Annotated in this window: 16 protein-coding genes; 9 read left to right on the forward strand and 7 right to left on the reverse strand. The window is 71.3% G+C overall.

The features are described 5' to 3' along the window. Positions 1–218 precede the first annotated feature (218 nt). A complete protein-coding gene (locus tag PV364_RS38095; protein ID WP_319665514.1) occupies positions 219–644 on the forward strand; it encodes a hypothetical protein in 426 nt (141 codons plus the stop codon). Between the two features lie 52 nt (positions 645–696). On the opposite strand, the gene PV364_RS38100 is transcribed toward PV364_RS38095, so the two are convergent. Continuing rightward, positions 697–1,620 (reverse strand): AraC family transcriptional regulator, encoded by a 924-nt coding sequence (locus PV364_RS38100; protein WP_319665515.1) that lies wholly within the window; start codon positions 1,618–1,620, stop codon positions 697–699. Between the two features lie 73 nt (positions 1,621–1,693). Here PV364_RS38100 and PV364_RS38105 point away from each other — a divergent pair, with 73 nt between their 5' ends. Next, a complete protein-coding gene (locus tag PV364_RS38105) occupies positions 1,694–3,079 on the forward strand; it encodes an FAD-dependent oxidoreductase (protein ID WP_319665516.1) in 1,386 nt (461 codons plus the stop codon). A gap of 113 nt (positions 3,080–3,192) precedes the next feature. Then, positions 3,193–4,206 (forward strand): MBL fold metallo-hydrolase, encoded by a 1,014-nt coding sequence (locus PV364_RS38110; RefSeq protein ID WP_319665517.1) that lies wholly within the window; start codon positions 3,193–3,195, stop codon positions 4,204–4,206. A gap of 124 nt (positions 4,207–4,330) precedes the next feature. Here PV364_RS38110 and PV364_RS38115 read toward each other — a convergent pair whose 3' ends face one another. After that, the gene (locus tag PV364_RS38115) at positions 4,331–5,236 is read right to left on the reverse strand and encodes a DMT family transporter (RefSeq protein ID WP_319665529.1); all 906 of its coding nucleotides are present in this window, start codon (positions 5,234–5,236) and stop codon (positions 4,331–4,333) included. 126 nt (positions 5,237–5,362) lie between these two features. Between PV364_RS38115 and PV364_RS38120 the strand changes: the two genes are divergently transcribed. Further along, a complete protein-coding gene (locus tag PV364_RS38120; protein ID WP_319665518.1) occupies positions 5,363–5,803 on the forward strand; it encodes a PAS domain-containing protein in 441 nt (146 codons plus the stop codon). Between the two features lie 70 nt (positions 5,804–5,873). Here the strand turns inward: PV364_RS38120 and frc are convergent, their stop codons facing one another. Continuing rightward, a complete protein-coding gene (gene frc, locus PV364_RS38125) occupies positions 5,874–7,130 on the reverse strand; it encodes a formyl-CoA transferase (RefSeq protein WP_319665519.1) in 1,257 nt (418 codons plus the stop codon). Between the two features lie 93 nt (positions 7,131–7,223). Continuing rightward, on the reverse strand, positions 7,224–8,975 hold the full coding sequence (gene oxc / locus PV364_RS38130) for an oxalyl-CoA decarboxylase (protein WP_319665520.1): 1,752 nt from the start codon (positions 8,973–8,975) through the stop codon (positions 7,224–7,226). Positions 8,976–9,262: 287 nt separating this feature from the next. Here oxc and PV364_RS38135 point away from each other — a divergent pair, with 287 nt between their 5' ends. Continuing rightward, the gene (locus PV364_RS38135) at positions 9,263–10,921 is read left to right on the forward strand and encodes a FadD7 family fatty acid--CoA ligase (protein WP_319665521.1); all 1,659 of its coding nucleotides are present in this window, start codon (positions 9,263–9,265) and stop codon (positions 10,919–10,921) included. Here the strand turns inward: PV364_RS38135 and PV364_RS38140 are convergent. Next, the gene (locus tag PV364_RS38140) at positions 10,914–11,846 is read right to left on the reverse strand and encodes a LysR family transcriptional regulator (RefSeq protein WP_319665522.1); all 933 of its coding nucleotides are present in this window, start codon (positions 11,844–11,846) and stop codon (positions 10,914–10,916) included. The genes PV364_RS38135 and PV364_RS38140 overlap by 8 nt on opposite strands. A gap of 218 nt (positions 11,847–12,064) precedes the next feature. Then, positions 12,065–13,078, reverse strand: coding sequence for a 2-dehydropantoate 2-reductase (locus PV364_RS38145; RefSeq protein WP_319665523.1), 1,014 nt, complete (start codon positions 13,076–13,078; stop codon positions 12,065–12,067). Positions 13,079–13,481: 403 nt separating this feature from the next. Here PV364_RS38145 and PV364_RS38150 point away from each other — a divergent pair, with 403 nt between their 5' ends. From PV364_RS38150 to PV364_RS38160, 3 genes are all read left to right on the forward strand, one after another. Then, positions 13,482–15,032, forward strand: coding sequence for a Re/Si-specific NAD(P)(+) transhydrogenase subunit alpha (locus PV364_RS38150; protein ID WP_319665524.1), 1,551 nt, complete (start codon positions 13,482–13,484; stop codon positions 15,030–15,032). A gap of 6 nt (positions 15,033–15,038) precedes the next feature. Then, complete coding sequence (gene pntB, locus PV364_RS38155) at positions 15,039–16,514, forward strand: Re/Si-specific NAD(P)(+) transhydrogenase subunit beta (protein ID WP_319665525.1); 1,476 nt, start codon at positions 15,039–15,041, stop codon at positions 16,512–16,514. Positions 16,515–16,706: 192 nt separating this feature from the next. Further along, positions 16,707–17,402, forward strand: a complete 696-nt coding sequence (locus PV364_RS38160; RefSeq protein WP_319665526.1) for a GntR family transcriptional regulator — start codon at positions 16,707–16,709, stop codon at positions 17,400–17,402. Positions 17,403–17,616: 214 nt separating this feature from the next. On the opposite strand, the gene PV364_RS38165 is transcribed toward PV364_RS38160, so the two are convergent. After that, positions 17,617–19,047 (reverse strand): OFA family MFS transporter, encoded by a 1,431-nt coding sequence (locus tag PV364_RS38165; protein ID WP_319665527.1) that lies wholly within the window; start codon positions 19,045–19,047, stop codon positions 17,617–17,619. A gap of 554 nt (positions 19,048–19,601) precedes the next feature. On the opposite strand from PV364_RS38165, the gene PV364_RS38170 reads away from it, so the two are divergent. After that, a complete protein-coding gene (locus PV364_RS38170) occupies positions 19,602–20,153 on the forward strand; it encodes a YciI family protein (protein WP_319665528.1) in 552 nt (183 codons plus the stop codon). Positions 20,154–20,347 lie beyond the last annotated feature (194 nt).

Here is a 20,347-nt window from a genome sequence, read left to right on the forward strand (position 1 = left end):
GCCTCGTCCCTCACGGTGCCGTGGATGTCAGTGACCCCTTGGAAACTGCCGGCCCTGATCAACACACATGATGTCGACTGGACGACCGGCCACTTGCCCGGTCAGGTATGCGGGGTCCCGGACCGTCTCGGGAACATGCCCTCCCCGGACCCCGCAGTACGGGCCAAGGGGTTCGAGGGGTTCCGTGCGGAGGCCCATGACCAAGGAGCCGTCGACCCGTGCACCGCGGCGAGCCTGCTCCGTTCCTGTTCGCCATGGCCGACGACCCGGCCAACCCCGACCGGGCGACGATCGTCATGCTGCTCCTCAGCATGGGGAGCGAGGCTCAGGAGCGTGACCCCGAAGGCATCTACTTCACGGTGAACGGAGTCGAGTCGACCGCTCACGTCGACATCACCGCCGAGATGGCCGAGCGGACGGATGCCTTCGTCCGTTACGCGGCGGACCCGGATCCGTTGGTCCGCCGCCCGGCGATCGAAGCCGTCGGTCTCTTCCTCGCCGACGGCGGGCGTGCCGCCCGCATCGTGGCCGAGCGCCTGCATGCCGCGCACGGGATCGTGGAGCGGTTGCTGATCGTCCGCACGCCGGCGCGTCTGGCCGTCCGGCTGGTGAACCCGTGCGGAGTGAGGGTGGGCGCGCGATGACCGTCCGCACGGGCGGGAAGCGCCCAGCGGACACGACCGGGCCGCGCCCCCGTCATCCCCCGCGCAGCGAGTTCTCACGCCGGAAACGGGCGGGTGTCGTGCCGAGGTGGGCCCGGAAGGCCCGTGAGAACGCGGACTCGGAGTAGTAGCCGACCTGTCCGGCGACGGTCGCGACGGTGGCGTCGGTGGTGGTGAGCAGTTCCGCCGCCGCCATCAGCCGTGCCCGGGTGAGGAAGTCGCCCACAGTCGTCCCGGTGTCCCGCGTGAAGTGGCGCAGGAAGGTGGCGCGGGACATGGCGGCCGTGCGGGCGAGCCGATCGATCGTCCAGTCGGCTCCGGGGTCGTCGAGCATGCCCTCGACGGCCGACGCGATACGGCCGTCGGCCGCCGCGGTCCACAGGGTGGTGCGTGTGGCATCGCCCCGCGCGGTGCGCAGTACCATCGCGAGCAGCACGGTGCACAGGGCGGAAAGGATCGCCGCGGTGCCCTCGCCCTCACGGCGCGCCTCACCGCGCATCAGGGCGCTGAGCATGCGCAGCACCTCGTCGCTCTCGGCCGACTGCCCGAAGGAGACGTGCACCGGGTCGGGCAGGCTCGCGAACAGCAGTGAACCGGCGCCGGCGTCGAAGGTGTAGTGCCCGCAGAACAGGTCGATGACCGGCTCCGCGCCGTGCTCACTGCGCGTGGTCGCGAACACGTCGCCGGCCGTGTCCGCCGTCCCCACCTGGTCGCCTTCGCCGTCGGTGAGCACCCGGTGCGGGGCACCGCTCGGGATCATCACCACGTCGCCGGGGCGCAGGTCGAGCAGGGCGGAGCCCACCTGGAGCCGGCACGTGCCCTCCAGCAGCACGTGGAACGGCGCCTCCAGTTCGCCGTACGCCGGCACCTCCATCCGGGTGCCGGCCCCGAGCAGGCAGCGCTTGTCGAGATCGGCCCTGAGCCGGGCCAGGCGCAGCAGTCGGCTGACAGAGTCCACGGTGCGACTTTCGGGCAGGACAGTGAGACGTTCGAGTCTATGTGCGCCGGTGGCCGGGTCGCAGACTCGACGCATGGAGATCACCACAGCACTCACCGCGGACGTCCTGGTCATCGGCTTCGGCAAGGGCGGCAAGACCGCCGCTCACGCGCTCGCCGAGGCCGGCCGCCGCGTGGTCCTGATCGAGCGGTCCGAGAACATGTACGGCGGCACCTGCCCCAACGTGGGCTGTGTACCGACCAAGATGCTCGTCCACTACTCCGGCACCAAACGCCTCAAGGACGACGCGCAGGAGTTCTTCGCCCACTCGATCGCGGGCGTCCGCGCGCTGACCAGTGCCTTCCGCGCCGGGAACTTCGAGGCGCTGAACGGCAGGGACAACGCGGTGGTCATCACCGGCACGGCCCGCTTCGTCGATCCGTACACCGTCGCCATCGGGGAGGGACCGGACCTCGTCACCGTCACCGCCCCCACAATCCTGGTCAACACCGGCTCGGAGCCGGTGATCCCCCCGATCCCCGGCCTCGCGAGCAGCCCCCACCTGGTCTCCAGCGCGGAGCTCACCCGCACGCGGAACCTGCCCGAGCGTCTCGTCGTCCTCGGAGGCGGGTACCTCGGCCTGGAGTTCGCGGGGATCTACCGGCACTTCGGCACCGAGGTGACGGTCCTCGAAGCGGCCGGCCGGCTCTTGCCCAGGGAGGACGAGGACATCGCCGGGTCCGTCGGGGAGATCCTCAGCGGTGACGGCATCCGCGTCGTCACGGGCGCGAAGGTCACCGAGGTGCGCGACGACGGCGCCGTCTCGACCGTGGTCTACGAGAAGGACGGGCGGACCCACACCGTCGAGGCGTCCGCGCTGCTGCCCGCCACGGGGCGCCGGCCGGTCACGGACGGCCTCCGGCTCGACGCCGCCGGTGTCCGCACCGCAGAGAACGGTGCGATCGTGGTGGACGAGTTCCTGCGCAGCAGCCAGCCGCACATCTACGCGCTCGGCGACGTCAACGGCGGCGAGCAGTTCACCTACATCTCCCTGGACGACGCCCGCATCGTCCTGGACCAGCTCCTGGGTGAGGGCAAGCGCTCCACGGGCGACCGCAGGGCGGTGCCCCACACCCTGTTCATCACGCCCCCGCTGGCGACCGTGGGGCTGACCGAGAGCCAGGCTCGCGCGCAGGGGCTGAACATCAAGGTCTCGCGGGAGAAGGTCGCGGACATCGTGGCCATGCCCCGCGCCTACACGGTCGAGGAGACCCGCGGCGTCATGAAGTTCGTCGTGGACTCGGACACCGACCTCGTCCTCGGGGCCGCTCTGCTCAGCATCGACGCGCAGGAGATCGTCAACACCGTCGCGCTGGCCATACGGCACGGCATCACGGCCACGCAGCTCCGCGACTCGATCTACACCCACCCCAGCTCGACCGAGGCCCTCAACGAGGTCTTCGACAAGCTCATCCGCTGACCGGCGCGGCCCGCCCTCGACAGGCGCCCGGCCGGGCCCGGCGTGCCGTCAGGCCGACGCCGCATGTCTCGACACGCTTCACGTGAGCCCGACGGAACCCGTGTCGGGGCAGGATGCACGCGCCGTCCAGCCATGAGACAAATAGGACAGGGCCGCACGGCAGAGCACAGGCATGCCGCACGCCGCGCACGCCAAACGAGACCGACCAGCCGACCCGCCCTCCGGAAGAGAAACGGACCATGCAGCAGAAGAACAGGCCCTTCGACATCGCCCATGTCCGGATGCACGCGCGCGAACTCGCCGGCGGCGTGTACGCGGTCATGGCGGCGGACGTCGAGGAAACCGACCACACCGCGACCAACGCCGGTTTCGTCGTCGGCGATTCGGGGGTGCTGGTCGTCGAATCACTCAGTAACGGCCGCTTGGCGTCCCAGGTCATCGGCGCGGTGCGCACGGTGACCTCGCTGCCCATCAGATTTCTGGTCAACACCAGTTTCCACGGTGATCATTGCTTCGGGAATTTCGCCTTCCCGGCACAGACGGTGATCATTCACCATGAGGCGACCAAGCGTGTGATCGACGAGCGCTTCGAGCAGGACCGCGCCTTCATGATCGACTTGCTCGGCGCGAACGTCGGCATCGAGGAGGTAGTGCCCCGCTCGGCGGACCTTGCGGTGTCCGGGTCGTGCTCCCTGGACCTGGGAGGCAAGCATGTGGACATCGACCACATCGGCTTCGCCCAGACCGACGGCGACCTGGTCGTCCGCATGCGTGAGGACGACATCGTCTTCGTCGGGAACATGCTGCAGGCGCCGCCGCCGGCATTCCCGTGGCTGCTGGAGGGGCGGGCCGACGAGGCACTCGCCACCTACCGGCGCCTTTACGACATCCTCGACGACGGCACCCTGATCGTGCCGGGCCACGGCCGGACCATGCGCCGTGCGGACATCCTGCACTCGATCGCCTACCTCGAGAAGCTGACCGGTCTGGCACGGGACGCCCGGGACAAGGGACTGCCGGACGACCTGGCCCGCCGAGCACTCGAGATGAAGGAATACAGGGACTACAGCATGTACGACTTCATCCACGTCCAGGTCAACATCCCCGCGGTGCTGAACGCGCAATGAGCAGCGTGCGCACGACGGCACCAGAGCCGGCCCATCCGGCGCGGGACGGGGGCCTGAACTGCGCCGGTACATCGGCACGCACCTGCCGGAGACCCGCCGCACCGCCGCTCCAATCGACGTCCGGTCAGGCATCGGTGCGCGTCCCGCGGGTGGCGCCCGCCGACGCGGCCACCACGCACAGCACCGCGATCCACTGCGTCCAGCGCAGTGACTCCTGGAGGACGACCAGCCCGACGAGGGCCGCCATCGCCGGTTCGAGGCTCATCAGGATGCCGAAGACGCGCGGCGGGATCCTGCGCAGGGCCTCCAGGTCCAGCGAGTACGGGATCACCGAGGACAGCAGGGCCACGCCGAGCCCCGCGAGTAGGACCCACGGCTGGACGAGCGCCGTACCGCTGTCGGCCACGCCGAACGGCACGGCGATCAGTGCCGCGACGGCCATGCCCAGGGCCAGGCCGTTGCCTTCCGTGGTGTGCCGGCCCAGCGCGGCGCCGACCAGGATGTACAAGCCCCAGCACGTGCCCGCGGCGAGGGCGAACAGCAGGCCTACGGTGTCGAGATCGCCGCGTCCCTCCGTCAGCAGGAGCACACCGCCCGCCGCGAGCGCGACCCAGAGGGCGTCCAGCCATCGCCGCGACCCCGCCAGGGCCACCGTCAGCGGGCCGAGGAACTCGACGGTCACCGCGATGCCCAGCGGAATGCGGGCCAGAGAGAGGTAGAAGCAGAGGTTCATGGTGCCGAGGGTCACGCCGTAGCCGAGGACCACCGTCCAGGTGCGGCGGTTCATGCGCGGGGAGGGCCGCCAGACCGCGATCAGCACCGCCGCCGCGAAGCACAGGCGCAGGGCGACGGTCCCGAAGCTGCCCACCGCGTCGAACAGGTTCTTGGCCAGTGCGGAGCCCAGTTGCACGCTGACGATGCCGAGCAGCACCAGTGCCGTGGGCGGGATCGCGCCGAAGGCCCGTCCGCTCAGGGTGGTCGGGGCGGTCCGGGGGGAGGACGGGTCACGGCTGCCCGCGTCGGCGTTCATGGTGGCCACACAGGGATTCTCGGCGGCCTGGCGCCGCACGTCACGTGAATAGCAGGCCTGGATCCTTCCACCAGGGGCGACAGTATCCTGTATACGACCAATCAACAGCCCGACCCCGGAGGGGACATGAAGGATCTGAATCCCGATGTGGTGCTGGGGATGGCAGCCCAGGCACCCGACGGCGTGGTGATCATCGACCGCGAAGGACTCATCCGCTACTGGAACCACGGCGCGGAACGCATCTTCGGGTTCCCGGCCGCCGAGGTCACCGGCCGCAGCCTGGACGTGATCATCCCCGAACGGCACCGTCAGCGGCACTGGGACGGCTTCCAGAAGTCGATGGCCACCGGCTCCACTCAGTACGGGGACGACGACCTCCTGACCGTTCCGGCGGTGGGCGCCGGCGGCCGGAAGCTGTCGATCGAGTTCAGCGTAGTGCTGCTGAACGACGCCGACGGGCAGCCGGGCCACGTCGGGGCGGTCATCCGCGACGTCACCGCGCGGCGCGCCAAGGAGAAGGAGCTGTACCGCCAGGTGGCGGACGCCAAGGCGTCGCAGGCGACGTAGGCCGGGCGCCACGAGCACGGGTGCCCCGCACGCGCGTCGCGTGCGGGGCACCCGTGGCCGTACGGAGGGGTCAGACGACGACGTTGCCCTCGTGGAGCGCGCGGATGGCGTCCGCGTCGTAGCCGAGGTCCGCGAGGACCTCGTCGGTGTGCTCGCCGAGCAGCGGGGCGCCGGTGATCTCGGGCTTGAAGCCGGAGAACTTGATCGGGCTGCCCACGGTCAGGTAGGTGCCGCGCTCCTTCTGCTCGACCTCGACGATCGTGCCGCTCTTGCGCATGTCGGGGTCGGCGGCCAGCTCCTTCATGCTGAGCACGGGCGCGCAGGGCACCTCCCACTCGCGGAGGATGTCGACCGCCTCGTACTTGGTCTTGTCGGCCAGCCACTTCTCGATCTCCGCGAAGATCTCGAAGATGTGCGACTGGCGCGCCTTGGCGGTGGTGTACTCCGGGTCCTCGACCCACTCGGGCCGGCCGATGGCCTCGGCGGTCCGCTTCCAGTTCTGCTCCTGGATGGTGAAGTAGATGTAGGCGTTGGGGTCGGTCTCCCAGCCCTTGCACTTCAGGATCCAGCCGGGCTGGCCGCCGCCGCCCGCGTTGCCGCCGCGCGGCACCGTGTCGCCGAACTCGCCGTTCGGGTACTGCGGGTACTCCTCCAGGTAGCCGACCTTCTCCAGGCGCTGCTGGTCGCGGAGCTTGACCCGGGTGAGGTTGAGGACGGCGTCCTGCATGGACACCGACACCTTCTGGCCCAGGCCGGTCGCGTTGCGCTGGATGATGGCGGTCAGCAGCCCGATCAGCAGGTGCATGCCGGTGTTGCTGTCGCCGAGGGCCGAGCCGCTGATGGTCGGCGGGCCGTCCCAGAAGCCGGTGGTGGACGCGGCGCCGCCGGCGGCCTGGGCGACGTTCTCGTAGACCTTGAGGTCGTTCCAGGACGAGTCGTCGTTGAAGCCCTTGACCGAGCCGAAGATCAGGCGGGGGTTGAGCTGGTGGATGTGGTCCCAGCCCAGGCCCATGCGGTCCATCGCGCCGGGCGCGAAGTTCTCGACCAGGATGTCCGCCTCGCGGATCAGCTTCTCCATGACCTCCTTGCCCTCGGGGGTCTTGGTGTTGATGGCCAGCGAGCGCTTGTTGCTGTTGAGCATCGTGAAGTAGAGCGCGTCGAGGTCGGGGATGTCCCGGAGCTGGTTGCGGGTCACGTCGCCGCCCTGGGGGCGCTCGACCTTGATGACGTCGGCGCCGAACCAGGCGAGCATCTGGGTGCACGCGGGACCGGCCTGGACCCCGGTGAAGTCGATCACCTTGATTCCGGCGAGCGGCTTGTCACTCATGGTGGCTTCCTTCTGGTGAATGTTCGCGGTGCGGGTGGTGGGCTGTGCTGGCGGGATGACGCGGGGTGCGGGCGGGCGAGTGGTGACGGGCGGTCACTTCTTCGCCGGCACGATGTTGCCGACGGTGATGCCCTTCGGGTTGAGGTGCGAGATGTGGCCGCTCTCGGTGCCGGCCGAGGGGTCGATCACGCAGTCGATGAGGGCCGGGCCGCCCGAGGCCAGCGCCTCGGTGAGGGCGGCGGTGACCTCGGCGGGCGTGGTCGCGCGGTAGCCCTTGCCGCCGAACGCCTCGATCATCAGCTCGTGGCGGGCCGAGGACATCAGCGTCGTCGGGGACGGGGCGTCGTCCAGCGGGTTGACGTCGTCGCCGCGGTAGACGCCGCCGTTGTTCATGATCACGGTGACCACGGGGAGCTTGTAGCGGCAGATCGTCTCCAGCTCCATGCCGCTGAACCCGAAGGCGCTGTCGCCCTCGACGGCCACCACCGGCGCGCCGCTCTCCACGGCGGCGGCGATCGCGTAGCCCATGCCGATGCCCATGACGCCCCACGTGCCGCTGTCCAGGCGGTGCCGCGGCACGTGCATGTCGATCACGTTGCGCGCGATGTCCAGGGCGTTGGCGCCCTCGTTGACGATGTACGTCTCGGGGCGCTCGCGCACGACGTCGCGTACCGCCTTCAGTGCGCCCATGAACTGCATCGGGTGCGGGTCGGCCTTCAGTCGCTCGGCCATCTTGGCGACGTTCTGCGCGGAGCGCGCCGCCAGCTCCTCGCGCCAGGCGGCGGGGGCGGAGATCTGGCCGGGCTTGGTGCGCTCGGCGAGCGCGTCGAGCACCGACTCGATGTCACCGACGAGCGGGGCGGCGATGGGCTGGTTGCTGTCCATCTCCTTGGGCTCGATGTCGACCTGGATGAACTTCGCGTCGGGGTTCCACTGCGGCGCCTCGCCGTGGTTCAGCAGCCAGTTGAGGCGGGCGCCCACCAGCATCACGACGTCGGCCTTCTTCAGCGCCAGCGAGCGGGCGGTGGCGGCCGACTGCGGGTGGTCGTCGGGCAGCAGGCCCTTGGCCATCGACATCGGCACGTACGGGATGCCGGTGGACTCGATGAACTCGCGTACCTGGTCGTCCGCCTGGGCGTACGCGGCGCCCTTGCCGAGGACCACCAGCGGCCGCTGAGCGCCGGCCAGCAGCTCGATCGCGCGGTCCACCGCCTCGGGCGCGGGGATCTGGCGCGGCGCGGGGTCGACCAGACGGCTCACCGTCCTCGCGCCCTCCTCGGCGTTCATGATGGAGCCGAGCACCGCGGCGGGGATGTCGAGATAGACACCGCCGGGGCGCCCGGAGATCGCGGTGCGCAGCGCGCGGGCGATGCCGCGGCCGATGTCCTCGACCCGGCTCACGCGGTAGGCGGCCTTGCAGAACTGCTGGGCGGCGGCGAGCTGGTCCATCTCCTCGTAGTCGCCCTGCTTGAGGTCGACCAGATGGCGCTCGCTGGAGCCGGAGATCTGCACCATCGGGAAGCAGTTGGTGGTGGCGTTCGCCAGCGCGACCAGCCCGTTGAGGAAGCCCGGCGCGGACACCGTCAGGCACACGCCCGGCTTCTTCGTCAGGTAGCCGGCCGCCGCCGCCGCGTGTCCCGCGTTGCTCTCGTGGCGGAAGCCGATGTAGCGGATGCCCTGCGCCTGGGCGAGGCGGGCCAGGTCGGTGATCGGGATGCCGACCACCCCGTAGATGGTGTCGACATCGTTCGACTTGAGCGCGTCGACGACCAGGTGGTACCCGTCGGTGAGCTCGGCCGGAACATCGGCGGTCGCCACGGTCTCCAGTGGTGAGGGGGCGGTCATGGTCCGAGGTCCTCCTTGGGCAGGTCATGCGAGTGCGGCTACTCGTCTCACCATCCGCAGCGCGCACGCCCGCGTCCAAGACCTATCGGCGACCAGCCCATAAGCAGCGTCTATCAACGCATGCCGCAGCCGCCCGGAGCACCCTTGATAGACGTCCGCTATCGACCGTTCACCAGCGCGTATTGGACGTGTGCCGGGCGCCCCGCCCAGTCTCGCTGGGGAGACGGCTCAGCAGGGCGGGCCGGCAAGGCCTGGCCCGACGGCCCCGGCGCCAAGGAGGTGCGGTCATGACCGTTCCGGCCGCAGCATCCGTGCGCGACCCGAACCGGTACCGGCCGCCGGCCATCGGCGGCCTCGCCGATCTGCTGGACCGGCACGTCCGCGAGCGTCCCCGCGCCCGCGCGCTCGTGGTCACCGGGGACCGGGTGGAGCTCTCCTACGGCGCGCTCTCCGCCCTGGCCGACGACGTGGCCGCCCGGCTCGGCGGCACGGGGCTGCGCCGCGGGGACGTGGTGGGCCTGGCGTGCGCCAACACCGCCGAGTTCGTCGTCGCGCTCCTGGGCGGGGCGCGCGCGGGGCTGGTGGTCGCCCCCGTGGACCCGGCGCTGCCCGCGTCCCAGGTGTCCGCCCGGCTGGAGGCGCTGGGGGTGCGGGCGCTGCTGACCGGGCCGTCCGCCGGCGAGGCGGCCCCGGTCACGCCCTCCGGCGTCCCCGCCTGGCCGCTGCGCGTGGCGGTGTCCCGCGCCGGTACGGCGTCCGCGGCCCTGAACGCCGACGCGCCCGCGCCGGCCACCGCAGCACGGGGCGCGGCCCGCGAACTCACCGTCGGCGACGCCCTGGTGCTGTTCACCGCGGGGACCACCGACCAGGCCAAGATGGTCCCCCTCACGCACGCCAACGTGGCCGCGTCCGTGCGGGGCATCTGCGCCACCTACGAGCTGGGGCCCGGTGACGCGACCGTGGCGGTGATGCCGTTCTTCCACGGCCACGGACTCTTCGCCGCGCTGCTGGCCTCCCTGGCGAGCGGCGGCTGCGTGCTGCTGCCCGCGCGCGGCCGGTTCTCGGCGCACACGTTCTGGGACGACATGCGGGCGGCGGGCGCCACCTGGTTCACCGCGGTGCCGACCATCCACGAGATCCTGCTGGACCGCTCGGCGATCGACCACCCGGGCCCACGGGCGCCCGCGCACAGCCCGCCGCTGAAGTTCGTGCGCAGTTGCAGCGCTCCCCTGAACGCGGCCACCCAGCGGGCGCTGGAGCGCGCGCTGGGTGCGCCGCTGCTGTCGGCGTACGGGATGACGGAGTCCACCCACCAGGTGACCAGCGAACCGCTGCCGCGCCACGGGTCGTTGAAGCACGGCTCGGTCGGCCGCTCGACCGGGGTGGAACTGCGGGTCGTGGGCCCCGGCGGGCGGCCCTGCCCGGCCGGCGCCGAGGGCGAGGTGTGGGTGCGCGGGGCCACCGTCGCCCGCGGCTACCTCGCCGACCCGGCCGAGACGGAGCGCAGTTTCGGCGACGGATGGCTCCGTACGGGCGACCTCGGCACCCTGGACGAGGACGGGTACCTCTTCCTGACCGGGCGCATCAAGAACCTGATCAACCGCGGGGGCGAGAAGATCTCGCCGGAGCACGTCGAGGACGTGCTGGCGGGCTGTCCCGGTGTCGCGGAGGCCGCCGTGTTCGCCGTGCCCGACGCGACGTACGGTCAGCGCGTCGGCGCGGCCGTGGTCCTGTCGCGGGGCGAGAGCGTCGGGCCGGAGGAGATCCTGCGGTACTGCCGCGCCCGGCTGGCCGCCTTCGAGGTGCCCGACCGGCTCTCCGTCGTCGCCGCGCTCCCGCACACCGCCAAGGGAGGACTCGACCGGGCGGCGGTGGGCGCGCTGTACGCGGACGCTGCGGACGGCACGGACGCCGCGGACCGGCACCGCGGGCCCGGTCTCACCTGACGCGGTGCTCGGCCGGCAGCGGCTCGTCGAAGAACTCGTCCAGCGCCAGGCCCGCCGCCGCGTTCATGAACGCCCGTGCCGCGACCGAGCCGGGGGTCGCGGAGTGGATCGCGACCGACACCTGCGCCCGGGCGTCCGGCTCGACCAGGCGGACCGCCCGCATCCTGCCCAGCGGCGGCATCGCCCGCAGCCAGGTGTGCGGCACGATGCTCGCGCACGCGCCGGCGCCCACGCTCGCGTACAGGGCCGCGACGGAGTCGGTCTCCACCTGGGGCGTCACCACGACGCCGCTCTCCGCGAAGGCGCTGTCGATGACCTGACGGATCCTCATGTCGGTGGTCAGCAGGGCGAGCGGCAGCTGTGCCGCGTCCGACCAGCGCATCGTGTCGGCCGGGGACAGCAGCTGGTCGCTGGGCGCGAGCAGCATGTAGCGCTCCTCGTACAGCGACATCACCTGGAGGTTCTCCCGGTCGTGCGGTGCGAAGTGAGCGATGGCGGCGTCGAGTTCGAACGCGAGCAGCTGGCGGTGCAGCTCCGTGGTCGACAGCCGGGAGCGGACCTGCACCTTGGCCAGCGGGTGCGCCGCGCAGAACGCGGCGACGGGCAGCACGAGGGTCGTGGACGCCGTGGGTTCCGTGCCCAGCCGCAGGGTGCCGGTGATGCCGGACTGGACGGCGGCGACCTCGGCCTTGAAGGCCTCCTGCTCGGCCAGGATCCGCTTGGCCCACACCACGAGGCGTTCGCCCTCGGGGGTGAGGCCCTGGTAGTTGTGGCCGCGGTTGATCAGGGTGACGTTCAGCTCGCGTTCGAGCTTGGCGATCGCCGCCGACAGCGCGGGCTGGGACACGTAGCAGGACTCGGCCGCCCGCGCGAAGTGCCTCTCCCTGGCCACCGCCACGAAGTACTCCAGCTGACGGAACAGCATGAACGACTCCTCTCTGCCTGGGGCCGTGGCCGCGCCGGGCGCTTCCCGCTGGAGTCGCAAGGCCGTCAGTGGTGCCGCTGGTCGCGGTCCGGCCCGGTCAGCCTATCGAGCGCGATCCCGCGGCCCGCGCGCCCGGCCCGGCCCCGGGTCCCGGCACGGTCTGCGCCGGGACCCGGGGCCGCGCCACTGCTCCGATCCTCGTGCGGGCACCGCCCGCCTTACGCGGGCTCCGCCTTGTGGGCGCTGTCGTCGATCTCCCAGCCCGCCGCGGCGCGTTGCGCCAGCAGGTCGGTGGCGGCGTGGACCGTGCGCAAGGCGGGCGCCTCGGCTCCGGAGATGTCTGCCATCTCCACCACCGCCGTGACGATGGCGTCGAGTTCGAGTTGCTTGCCGGCCTCCAGGTCCTGGAGCATCGAGGTCTTGTGGTGCCCGACGCCTTCCGCGCCGCGCAGCCGCTTCTCGATCGAGATGTCCGGGGTGCTGCCGACCCTGGCCGCGATGTCGAGGGTCTCCTCCATGAGCTGGGTGACGAGGCGCCGGGTGTGCGGGTGCCTGCAGATCTCGACCATGGTCGCCCGGGTCAGGGCGCTGATCGGGTTGAACGCGACGTTGCCCATCAGCTTGATCCAGATGTCGTCGCGCAGGTCGGGCTCCACCGGGCTCTTGAGACCGCCCGCGATCATGGCCTCGCTCAGGGCCGTGCACCGGTCCGAGACCCCGCCCGCCGGCTCGCCGATGGAGAAGCGGGTGCCCTCCAGGTGCCGGATGACCCCCGGGGCCTCGATGACGGTGGCCGGGTAGACCACGCAGCCGATCGCCCGCTCCGGTGGCAGCACCTTGCTGGTGGCGCCGCCCGGGTCGACCGACTCGATCCGCCGTCCTTCGTAGGGACCGGGGAGTCGGTGGAAGTACCACCACGGGATGCCGTTCTGGGCGGCCACCACCGCGGTGCTGTCGCCGATCAGCGGGGCGACCAGTGATCCGGAGGTCGGGTACGCGTGTGCCTTCAGACCCAGGAAGACGTAGTCCACCGGACCGATCTCGCCCGGGTCGTCCGTGGCGTGGGGCCGTGCCACGAAGTCACCTCGCGGACTGAGTACCCGGACCCCGTCCGCGCGTATGGCCCGCAGATGCTCACCTCGGGCGATCAGGTGGACGTCGGCGCCACCACGGTGCAGTGCCGCGCCCCAGTAGGCGCCGATCGCACCGGCTCCGAGGACTGCAATTCTCACGGCGGCTCCTCTCGATTCGAGCGGGAATGAATACTGTATGCAGTGCTGTCCGGCGATGTACAGTCCCTACACGGAAAGGCGCACGCCCGTACCCGGGCCCCCACCGCGGCCCCGCGACGGGCTGGGCCGGCGTCAACGCCCCACAAGGCGGCACAACTCACACCCCTGACTGGTTGGCCGGGCACCCATCGGGGGAAACCTTCGCCGCACACGCTGTGCCGGCGCGCCACCGCGCACCGAGGCCGGCCCACCGTCGCAAGGAACGCACCGCTGGGCACGTCCGCCGGCGGCTCGTGGTGAAGGCCCACGTCAGGACAGCCGGCCGGGGCAGGCGCAGGACGGCCGACGGCTCGCCTGGCAACGGCACCGGTTTGTCAGTCGGAAGGGACGGAACAGGAGAGCGATGTCGGATTCACCACCACAGCAGATCGGTGTCGTCACCGAGTCCACCGCCGGGGAGACCCGCGTGGCGGCCACACCGGACAGCGTCCGCAAGCTCCGGGCCATCGGTTACGAGGTCGTCGTGGAGTCGGAGGCCGGCACGGCCTCGGGCTTCTCCGACGAGGCCTACACCGAGGCCGGCGCACGGATCGGCGACGCCTGGCAGGCGGACGTCGTACTCAAGGTCAACGCGCCCTCGCAGGAGGAGATGGCCAAGCTGCGCGACGGGGCGACCCTCGTCGGGCTGATCGGCCCCGCGATCAATCCGGGCCTCGTCGACGAACTCGCACGGCGGCCGATCACCGTCCTGTCGATGGACGCCGTGCCCCGCATATCCCGGGCCCAGTCGATGGACGTGCTCAGCTCGATGGCCAACATCGCGGGCTACCGGGCGGTGATCGAGGCCGCCCACGTCTTCGGGCGCTTCTTCACCGGCCAGGTCACCGCGGCGGGCAAGGTGCCGCCCGCGAAGGTCCTGGTGGCCGGCGCGGGCGTGGCCGGTCTCGCGGCGATCGGCGCGGCGGGCAGCCTGGGCGCGGTGGTGCGGGCCACCGACCCCCGGGCCGAGGTCGCCGACCAAGTGCGGTCGCTGGGGGCTGAGTTCCTCGCCGTGGAGGTCGAGCAGGAGGCGAGCGGCGACGGGTACGCCAAGGCGACCACCGAGGCGTACGACCGGCGCGCGGCCGAGATCTACAGCGAGCAGGCCGCGGACGTCGACATCATCATCACCACCGCGCTGATCCCCGGCCGCCCGGCGCCCCGGCTGATCACGGCCGCCGACGTGGCGTCCATGAAGCCCGGCAGCGTCATCGTCGACATGGCCGCGGCGCAGGGTGGCAACGTCGAGGGCACGGTCAGCGGGAAGGCGATCGTCACCGGCAACGACGTGACGATCATCGGCTACACCGACCTCGCGGGCCGACTGCCCGCCCAGGCCTCGCAGTTGTACGGGACCAACCTCGTCAACCTGCTCAAGCTGCTGACGCCCGGCAAGGACGGGCGGCTGACGCTGGACTTCGACGACGTCGTGCAGCGGTCGGTGACCGTGGTGCGGGACGGCGAGAAGACCTGGCCGCCGCCGCCCGTCCAGGTGTCCGCCGCGGCGCCCGCGCAGCCGGCGACCGCCGCCGCCCCTGCCGCGGCCCCGCAGGCCAAGGAGGCCCGCCTGACGCCGGGCCTCCGCTACGGCCTCGTCGGCCTGGGCATGATCGCGATGTTCCTCCTGGTCGCCTTCTCCCCCGCCCAGCTCATCGGCAACTTCACGGTGTTCGCGCTGGCCGTGGTCATCGGCTACTACGTGATCGGCAAGGTCCATCACGCCCTGCACACCCCGCTGATGTCGGTCACCAACGCGATCTCCGGGATCGTGGTGGTCGGCGCGCTGCTGCAGATCGGCCACGACGGGGTGCTCGTCGCCGTGCTGTCGCTCGTGGCGATCACTCTGACCACCGTGAACATCTTCGGAGGATTCGCCGTCACCCGCCGCATGCTCGGCATGTTCTCGAAAGGCTGAGGATCGATGACCGCAACAACGGCCGCACAGGCCGCCGACATCGTCGCCGCGCTGCTGTTCATCTTCAGCCTGGCCGGGCTCTCCCAGCACCGCACCTCCCGCGCCGGGGTCGCGTACGGCATCGGAGGCATGGCGCTGGCGCTCGTCGCCACCGTCGTCGTCGCCGCACGGGACGTCTCGACGGGCGCCGTCCTGCTGATCGTCCTCGCCACGGCCGTCGGCGGCTCCGTGGGCCTGTGGCGGGCCCACAAGGTCGAGATGACCCAGATGCCGGAGCTCATCGCCGTCCTGCACAGCCTCGTCGGCCTGGCCGCGGTGCTGGTCGGCTGGAACAGCTACCTGGAGGTCGAGGCGCACGGCGCGGAGCAGACCCGGATCGCCTCCGAGCTGCTGCGGATCCACCACGCCGAGGTGTTCATCGGCATCTTCATCGGCGCGGTGACCTTCACCGGATCGATCATCGCATTCCTGAAGCTGTCGGCCCGGATCAAGTCCCGGCCGCTGACGCTGCCGGGGAAGAACGCCCTCAACCTCGGCGCGCTGGCCGCCTTCGTGGCACTGACGGTCTGGTTCGCCGTCAGCCCGAGCCTGGGGCTGATGATCGCCGTGACCGTCCTGGCGCTCGCGCTGGGCTGGCACCTGGTCGCCTCCATCGGCGGCGGCGACATGCCGGTCGTCGTCTCGATGCTCAACAGCTACTCGGGCTGGGCGGCCGCCGCGGCGGGCTTCCTGCTCGACAACAACCTGCTCATCGTCACCGGCGCGCTGGTGGGCTCCTCCGGCGCCTACCTGTCGTACGTGATGTGCAAGGCGATGAACCGGTCCTTCATCTCGGTGATCGCCGGCGGCTTCGGCATCGAGGCGGCGCCGAGCGGCGACGCCGAGCAGGGCGAGCACCGCGAGACCAGCGCCGAGGAGACCGCAGAACTGCTGGAGAACGCCACCTCCGTGATCATCACCCCCGGTTACGGCATGGCGGTCGCCCAGGCCCAGCACCCGGTGGCCGAGCTGACCGCCGCCCTGCGCGAGCGCGGGGTGACGGTGCGGTTCGGCGTGCACCCGGTGGCCGGGCGGCTGCCCGGGCACATGAACGTGCTGCTGGCCGAGGCCAGGGTGCCCTACGACGTCGTGCTGGAAATGGACGAGATCAACGACGACTTCGCCGGCACCACCGTGGTGCTGGTCATCGGCGCCAACGACACCGTCAACCCGGCCGCGCAGGAGGACCCGGCCAGCCCGATCGCCGGCATGCCGGTGCTGCGGGTGTGGGAGGCCGAGAACGTCATCGTCTTCAAGCGGTCCATGTCCTCGGGGTACGCGGGCGTGCAGAACCCGCTGTTCTTCCGCGAGAACAGCCGCATGCTCTTCGGCGACGCGAAGCAGAGCGTGGAGGGCATCCTGCGGGCGCTGAGCGCGACGGACACCGGCTCCGCGGCCTCGCGGCCGGGCCCGCGGACGTCCGAGCAGCCCTCGCACGCCTGACCGTGTGCCGGGCCCGGCACCGGGCGGGGCGGGAGGGCATCGGCCCTCCCGCCCCGCCCGGTGCGGGTCACCCGCCCCCACCAGCGTCAACTGCCGTACGGTTACCAAGTTTTGTACAAGACCCCAGGTAGATTGCATACTAAAACCTGTATCCTGGCTCCGTCACCGAACCGCAGTCCGATGAGGGGGCCCATGCGCGACACACGCACCGCCGCAGCCGCCACCGTCCGGATCAAACGACCGGCGCCGCTGCGCCAGGCCGTCTACGACGCGCTGATCGACCTGATCATCAACGGCACGCTCACCCCCGGCCAGCACCTGGTCGAGGCCGAACTCGCCGAACACCTCGGCGTCAGCCGCCAACCCGTACGCGAAGCCCTCCAACGCCTCCAGACCGACGGCTGGGTCGACCTCCGCCCCGCCCAAGGCGCCTTCGTCCACGCCCCCACCCAGGAAGAAGCCGCCCAACTCCTCAGCGTCCGCGCCGTCCTGGAGACGCACTCCGCCCACGGCGCCGCGCTGCACGCGACCGAGGAGGACGTGGCCCGCCTGTGGGAGCTGCAGGAGGCCGGCATCGCCGCCTTGGCGGCCGACGACGCGCGGGGCATCGTGGAGGCCAACGCGGCCCTGCACGGCTTCATCACCGAGCTGTCCCGCAACAAGGTGCTGGCGGAACTGATCCCCCAGGTCGACCGGCGGGTGCGCTGGTACTACATGCCCATCGCCAAGCCCCGCGGCAAGGAGGCCTGGACCGAGCACGCCTCCCTCATCGACGCGATCGCCGAGGGCGACGCGGAGCGCGCGGAGGAACTGATGCGCTGTCACACCCAGCGCACCACGGACTTCTACGGCCGGCAGATCGCCGCCGCCGGCGCCCGGAACGGGTGACCGGGTGACGGGCGCCGCCCCGTCTCCCCGTAACGTCAGGGGAAATGGGGCGGGGCCGGACGAAGCAGGGAGCGCACCCCACCGGCCGGCCCCGCTCCCGTGACGCGGACGACCCGGCGCGGAACTGCCGCTGGACCGGGCCGGGCTCCGTTCGCCCGCGCACGTCTTGCGGGAGGGGGCGCCGGGGCGGGCGCCCCCTCCGGTCCCGTGCCGCTCAGCCGCTGCTCGCCTCCGCGGGGGACGGCTCGGCCGCCGGGCCGCCGGCGGCCTGCTGCGCCTGGACGACGGCCTCCGCCACGTGCGAGGGCTTCGGCTGGCGCAGGAACAAGGTGATCGCGGCCGACAGGAAGGCGATGCCCCCGGCCAGGCTGTAGCCACCGGTGTAACCCCAGGCACTGATCACCGAGGCGGCCAGGCCGCCGCCGAAGACACCGCCGAACAGCTTGGCGCTGTAGACCAGACCGTAGTTCTGCGCGTTGTTGTTCTCGCCGAAGTAGTCCGGCACGAGCGCGGCGAACAGCGGGTAGAAGGCACCGCCGCCGAAGCCGTTGACGAACGCGAAGAACAGGAAGAGGGGTTCGTTGTGGGCCTGGCCCGACCACAGGACGCCGAACTGCGCCACTCCGGCGACGACCAGGACCAGCGTGAGCGTCCGCTTGCGGCCCAGGGTGTCGGACAGCCAGCCCACCGCCGCCCGGCCGACGCCGTTGACCACGGCGAGCACACCCGCTGACGACGCGGCCACCAGCGGCCCGAAGCCGAGGCTCTTGGCGAACGGCACCTGGAAGTTGATGCCGAAGAGCGACACGCCGCCGATGCACACCAGCGCGAACCACATCAACGGCAGCTGCCCGGTCCTGATCGCCTGCATCGGGGTGAACTGGGCCTTCGCCGGGGGGTTCTTGGCCAGCCGCTTCGCGACACGCGCGGAGTCCTCGGTCGTGACCCGGTTCAGCGGGTCCACGTCCTGCGGCCACCAGCTCTTGGGCGGGTCCTTGAAGAACATGCCGCACACGCCCACGACGACCACCATGAAGACCGCGATCAGGTCGAGGACCAGCTTGAAGTTCCCGGGGTGGAACCAGTAGCTGAAGACGAAGATGAAGGGCAGAGTGCCGTAGGCGAAGCCGCCGTTGACGAACCCGGTGCGGGCGCCCTTGTTGTCCGGGTACCACTTGCCGACCATGTTGATGCAGGTCGCGTACACCAGACCCGCTCCGGTGCCGCCCAGCACCGAGTAGCCGAGGATCACCACGACGGGGTTGCCGAAGTGCGCGACGGCCGAGAGGCCGAGGCCGGACAGCAGCGCGCCGGCGAGCATGGCCGTCCTGGCCGGCAGGACGCCGGTCTCCCTCAGCCGTCCGGCGGGGAACGCCACTCCCGCCTGGAAGACCGCCCATACGCTGGCGATCCAGAACGCCTCCGTGAGGGTCCACCCGTGGGCGCTCTCCAGCGTCGACTCCGCGGAGCTGTAGCCGTACTCGAAGACGCTGACACCCATCATCGCGAACCACGGCAGCCAGACCATCCAGGCCCGGGGCCTGCCCAGGATGGACCGGTCGGACTCGCCGACCCGGTACACGCGGCCGTTCACGTCGGTGACTTCCCGATAGGGAGCAGGAGCCACCTCAGGTATTGCTGACATGTGTGCCTTCCCTTGCGTGAAAAGAACCTGGCGTGCGCTCCCTGGGCTTTTCTCTTCATGCGGCGGGGTGGTACGGAATCCCATCCCTGCGGCACGGCCGGCATGCGGCCGTGCCGGTGGTACGCCGTCCGTTCGGCTGGGGTCCGGGGCGGCATCCCGGACCGTGCAGCGCATGGTCGGTGGCACATCGGTGCATCCCCCAGGCACGCGGGAAAGCCGCGCCCAGGGGCGGAGTTGTGGCTGGTCAGCCGGTCGGTGTGCGATGCATTACATACTGGAGATTGCATACGGTATGGATCGGCGGAAGCGTGTGTCCAGAGGATGTCGGGAAGATTGACTACCGCATTACCATTGGGCCCGCCGCGGAGCCGGTAACCCCCTGCGAGGGCACCGGGATTCACTCGCCCCGACCTGGGACTGCACGCATTCCGGCCGGACGCGGCGGGCCGACGGCCGGATTCACACGTCCGCTTGACGGCCGCTCAGATGTAACGGGCCGCCGCCGCGCGGAAACCCGCTCGACCCGGGCGGCCGCCCGAAGGGATCCTGCGGGCATGGAGTTTCTCTGCTACCACCGCGACCGGCCCGGTTCCATGGCCCTGCGCGACGAACTGCTCGAAGAGCACTGGGGCTACATGGACCGGTTCGCGAAGGAGATGATCGCCCGGGGTCCGACCCTCGCGGACGACCTCGACACCCCCACCGGGAGCGTGCACATCGTCGACCTGCCCGATCCCGCCGCGGCCCGCGCGTTCGCCTTCGACGAGCCCTACTACCAGGCCGGCGTCTACCGGGACGTAGTGCTGCGCCGGTGGCGCAACGTGCTGGGGCGCACGATGTGGGACTTCCCGGGCGGCCGGACCGGGGGCGACCGGTACCTGGTGCTCGGCCTCGGCGCGGGGCCGGCCGCCGACCTCGTCCCGCCGCCCGGCTCCGACGACCTGATCGCCTACGGGCCGCTGCTCTCCGACGACGGCAGCGCCTGGCTCGGCACGGCGGCACTGCTCCGGGCACCGGACCCGGAGAGCGCACGTGCCGTGCTCACTCCGGACCGGTACGCCGACATCGAGGTGCACCACTGGCAGTTCGGCGGGCGGCCGTCGTGACCGGACACCGTCCGGGTCGACGTCACCGCCCCTCCGCTCAGGCCCCGGAGGAGCGGCGGCCTCCCCGGCCGCCGCGGCCCTCGCCGCCGCCCGTGGCGCCGCCGGAGGCCGTGCGGCGGCCGGTGCCGCGGGCGGGGTTGCCGGAGCCGGAGCCGGCCGACGTACCGGAGGCGGTACGGCCGCCGGTGCCGCGG

Origin of the sequence: Streptomyces sp. MI02-7b, from assembly GCF_033793585.1 — a bacterium.
Classification (GTDB): domain Bacteria; phylum Actinomycetota; class Actinomycetes; order Streptomycetales; family Streptomycetaceae; genus Actinacidiphila.

Bases quoted from the DNA above. Each gene is read 5' to 3' on its own strand.
- PV364_RS38105 (WP_319665516.1), top strand. From the start codon at position 1,694: ATGGAGATCACCACAGCACTCACCGCGGACGTCCTGGTCATCGGCTTC.
- PV364_RS38110 (WP_319665517.1), top strand. From the start codon at position 3,193: ATGCACGCGCCGTCCAGCCATGAGACAAATAGGACAGGGCCGCACGGC.
- PV364_RS38115 (WP_319665529.1), bottom strand. From the start codon at position 5,236: ATGAACGCCGACGCGGGCAGCCGTGACCCGTCCTCCCCCCGGACCGCC.
- PV364_RS38120 (WP_319665518.1), top strand. From the start codon at position 5,363: ATGAAGGATCTGAATCCCGATGTGGTGCTGGGGATGGCAGCCCAGGCA.
- frc (WP_319665519.1), bottom strand. From the start codon at position 7,130: ATGAGTGACAAGCCGCTCGCCGGAATCAAGGTGATCGACTTCACCGGG.
- oxc (WP_319665520.1), bottom strand. From the start codon at position 8,975: ATGACCGCCCCCTCACCACTGGAGACCGTGGCGACCGCCGATGTTCCG.
- PV364_RS38135 (WP_319665521.1), top strand. From the start codon at position 9,263: ATGACCGTTCCGGCCGCAGCATCCGTGCGCGACCCGAACCGGTACCGG.
- PV364_RS38140 (WP_319665522.1), bottom strand. From the start codon at position 11,846: ATGCTGTTCCGTCAGCTGGAGTACTTCGTGGCGGTGGCCAGGGAGAGG.
- PV364_RS38150 (WP_319665524.1), top strand. From the start codon at position 13,482: ATGTCGGATTCACCACCACAGCAGATCGGTGTCGTCACCGAGTCCACC.
- pntB (WP_319665525.1), top strand. From the start codon at position 15,039: ATGACCGCAACAACGGCCGCACAGGCCGCCGACATCGTCGCCGCGCTG.
- PV364_RS38160 (WP_319665526.1), top strand. From the start codon at position 16,707: ATGCGCGACACACGCACCGCCGCAGCCGCCACCGTCCGGATCAAACGA.
- PV364_RS38165 (WP_319665527.1), bottom strand. From the start codon at position 19,047: ATGTCAGCAATACCTGAGGTGGCTCCTGCTCCCTATCGGGAAGTCACC.
- PV364_RS38170 (WP_319665528.1), top strand. From the start codon at position 19,602: ATGGAGTTTCTCTGCTACCACCGCGACCGGCCCGGTTCCATGGCCCTG.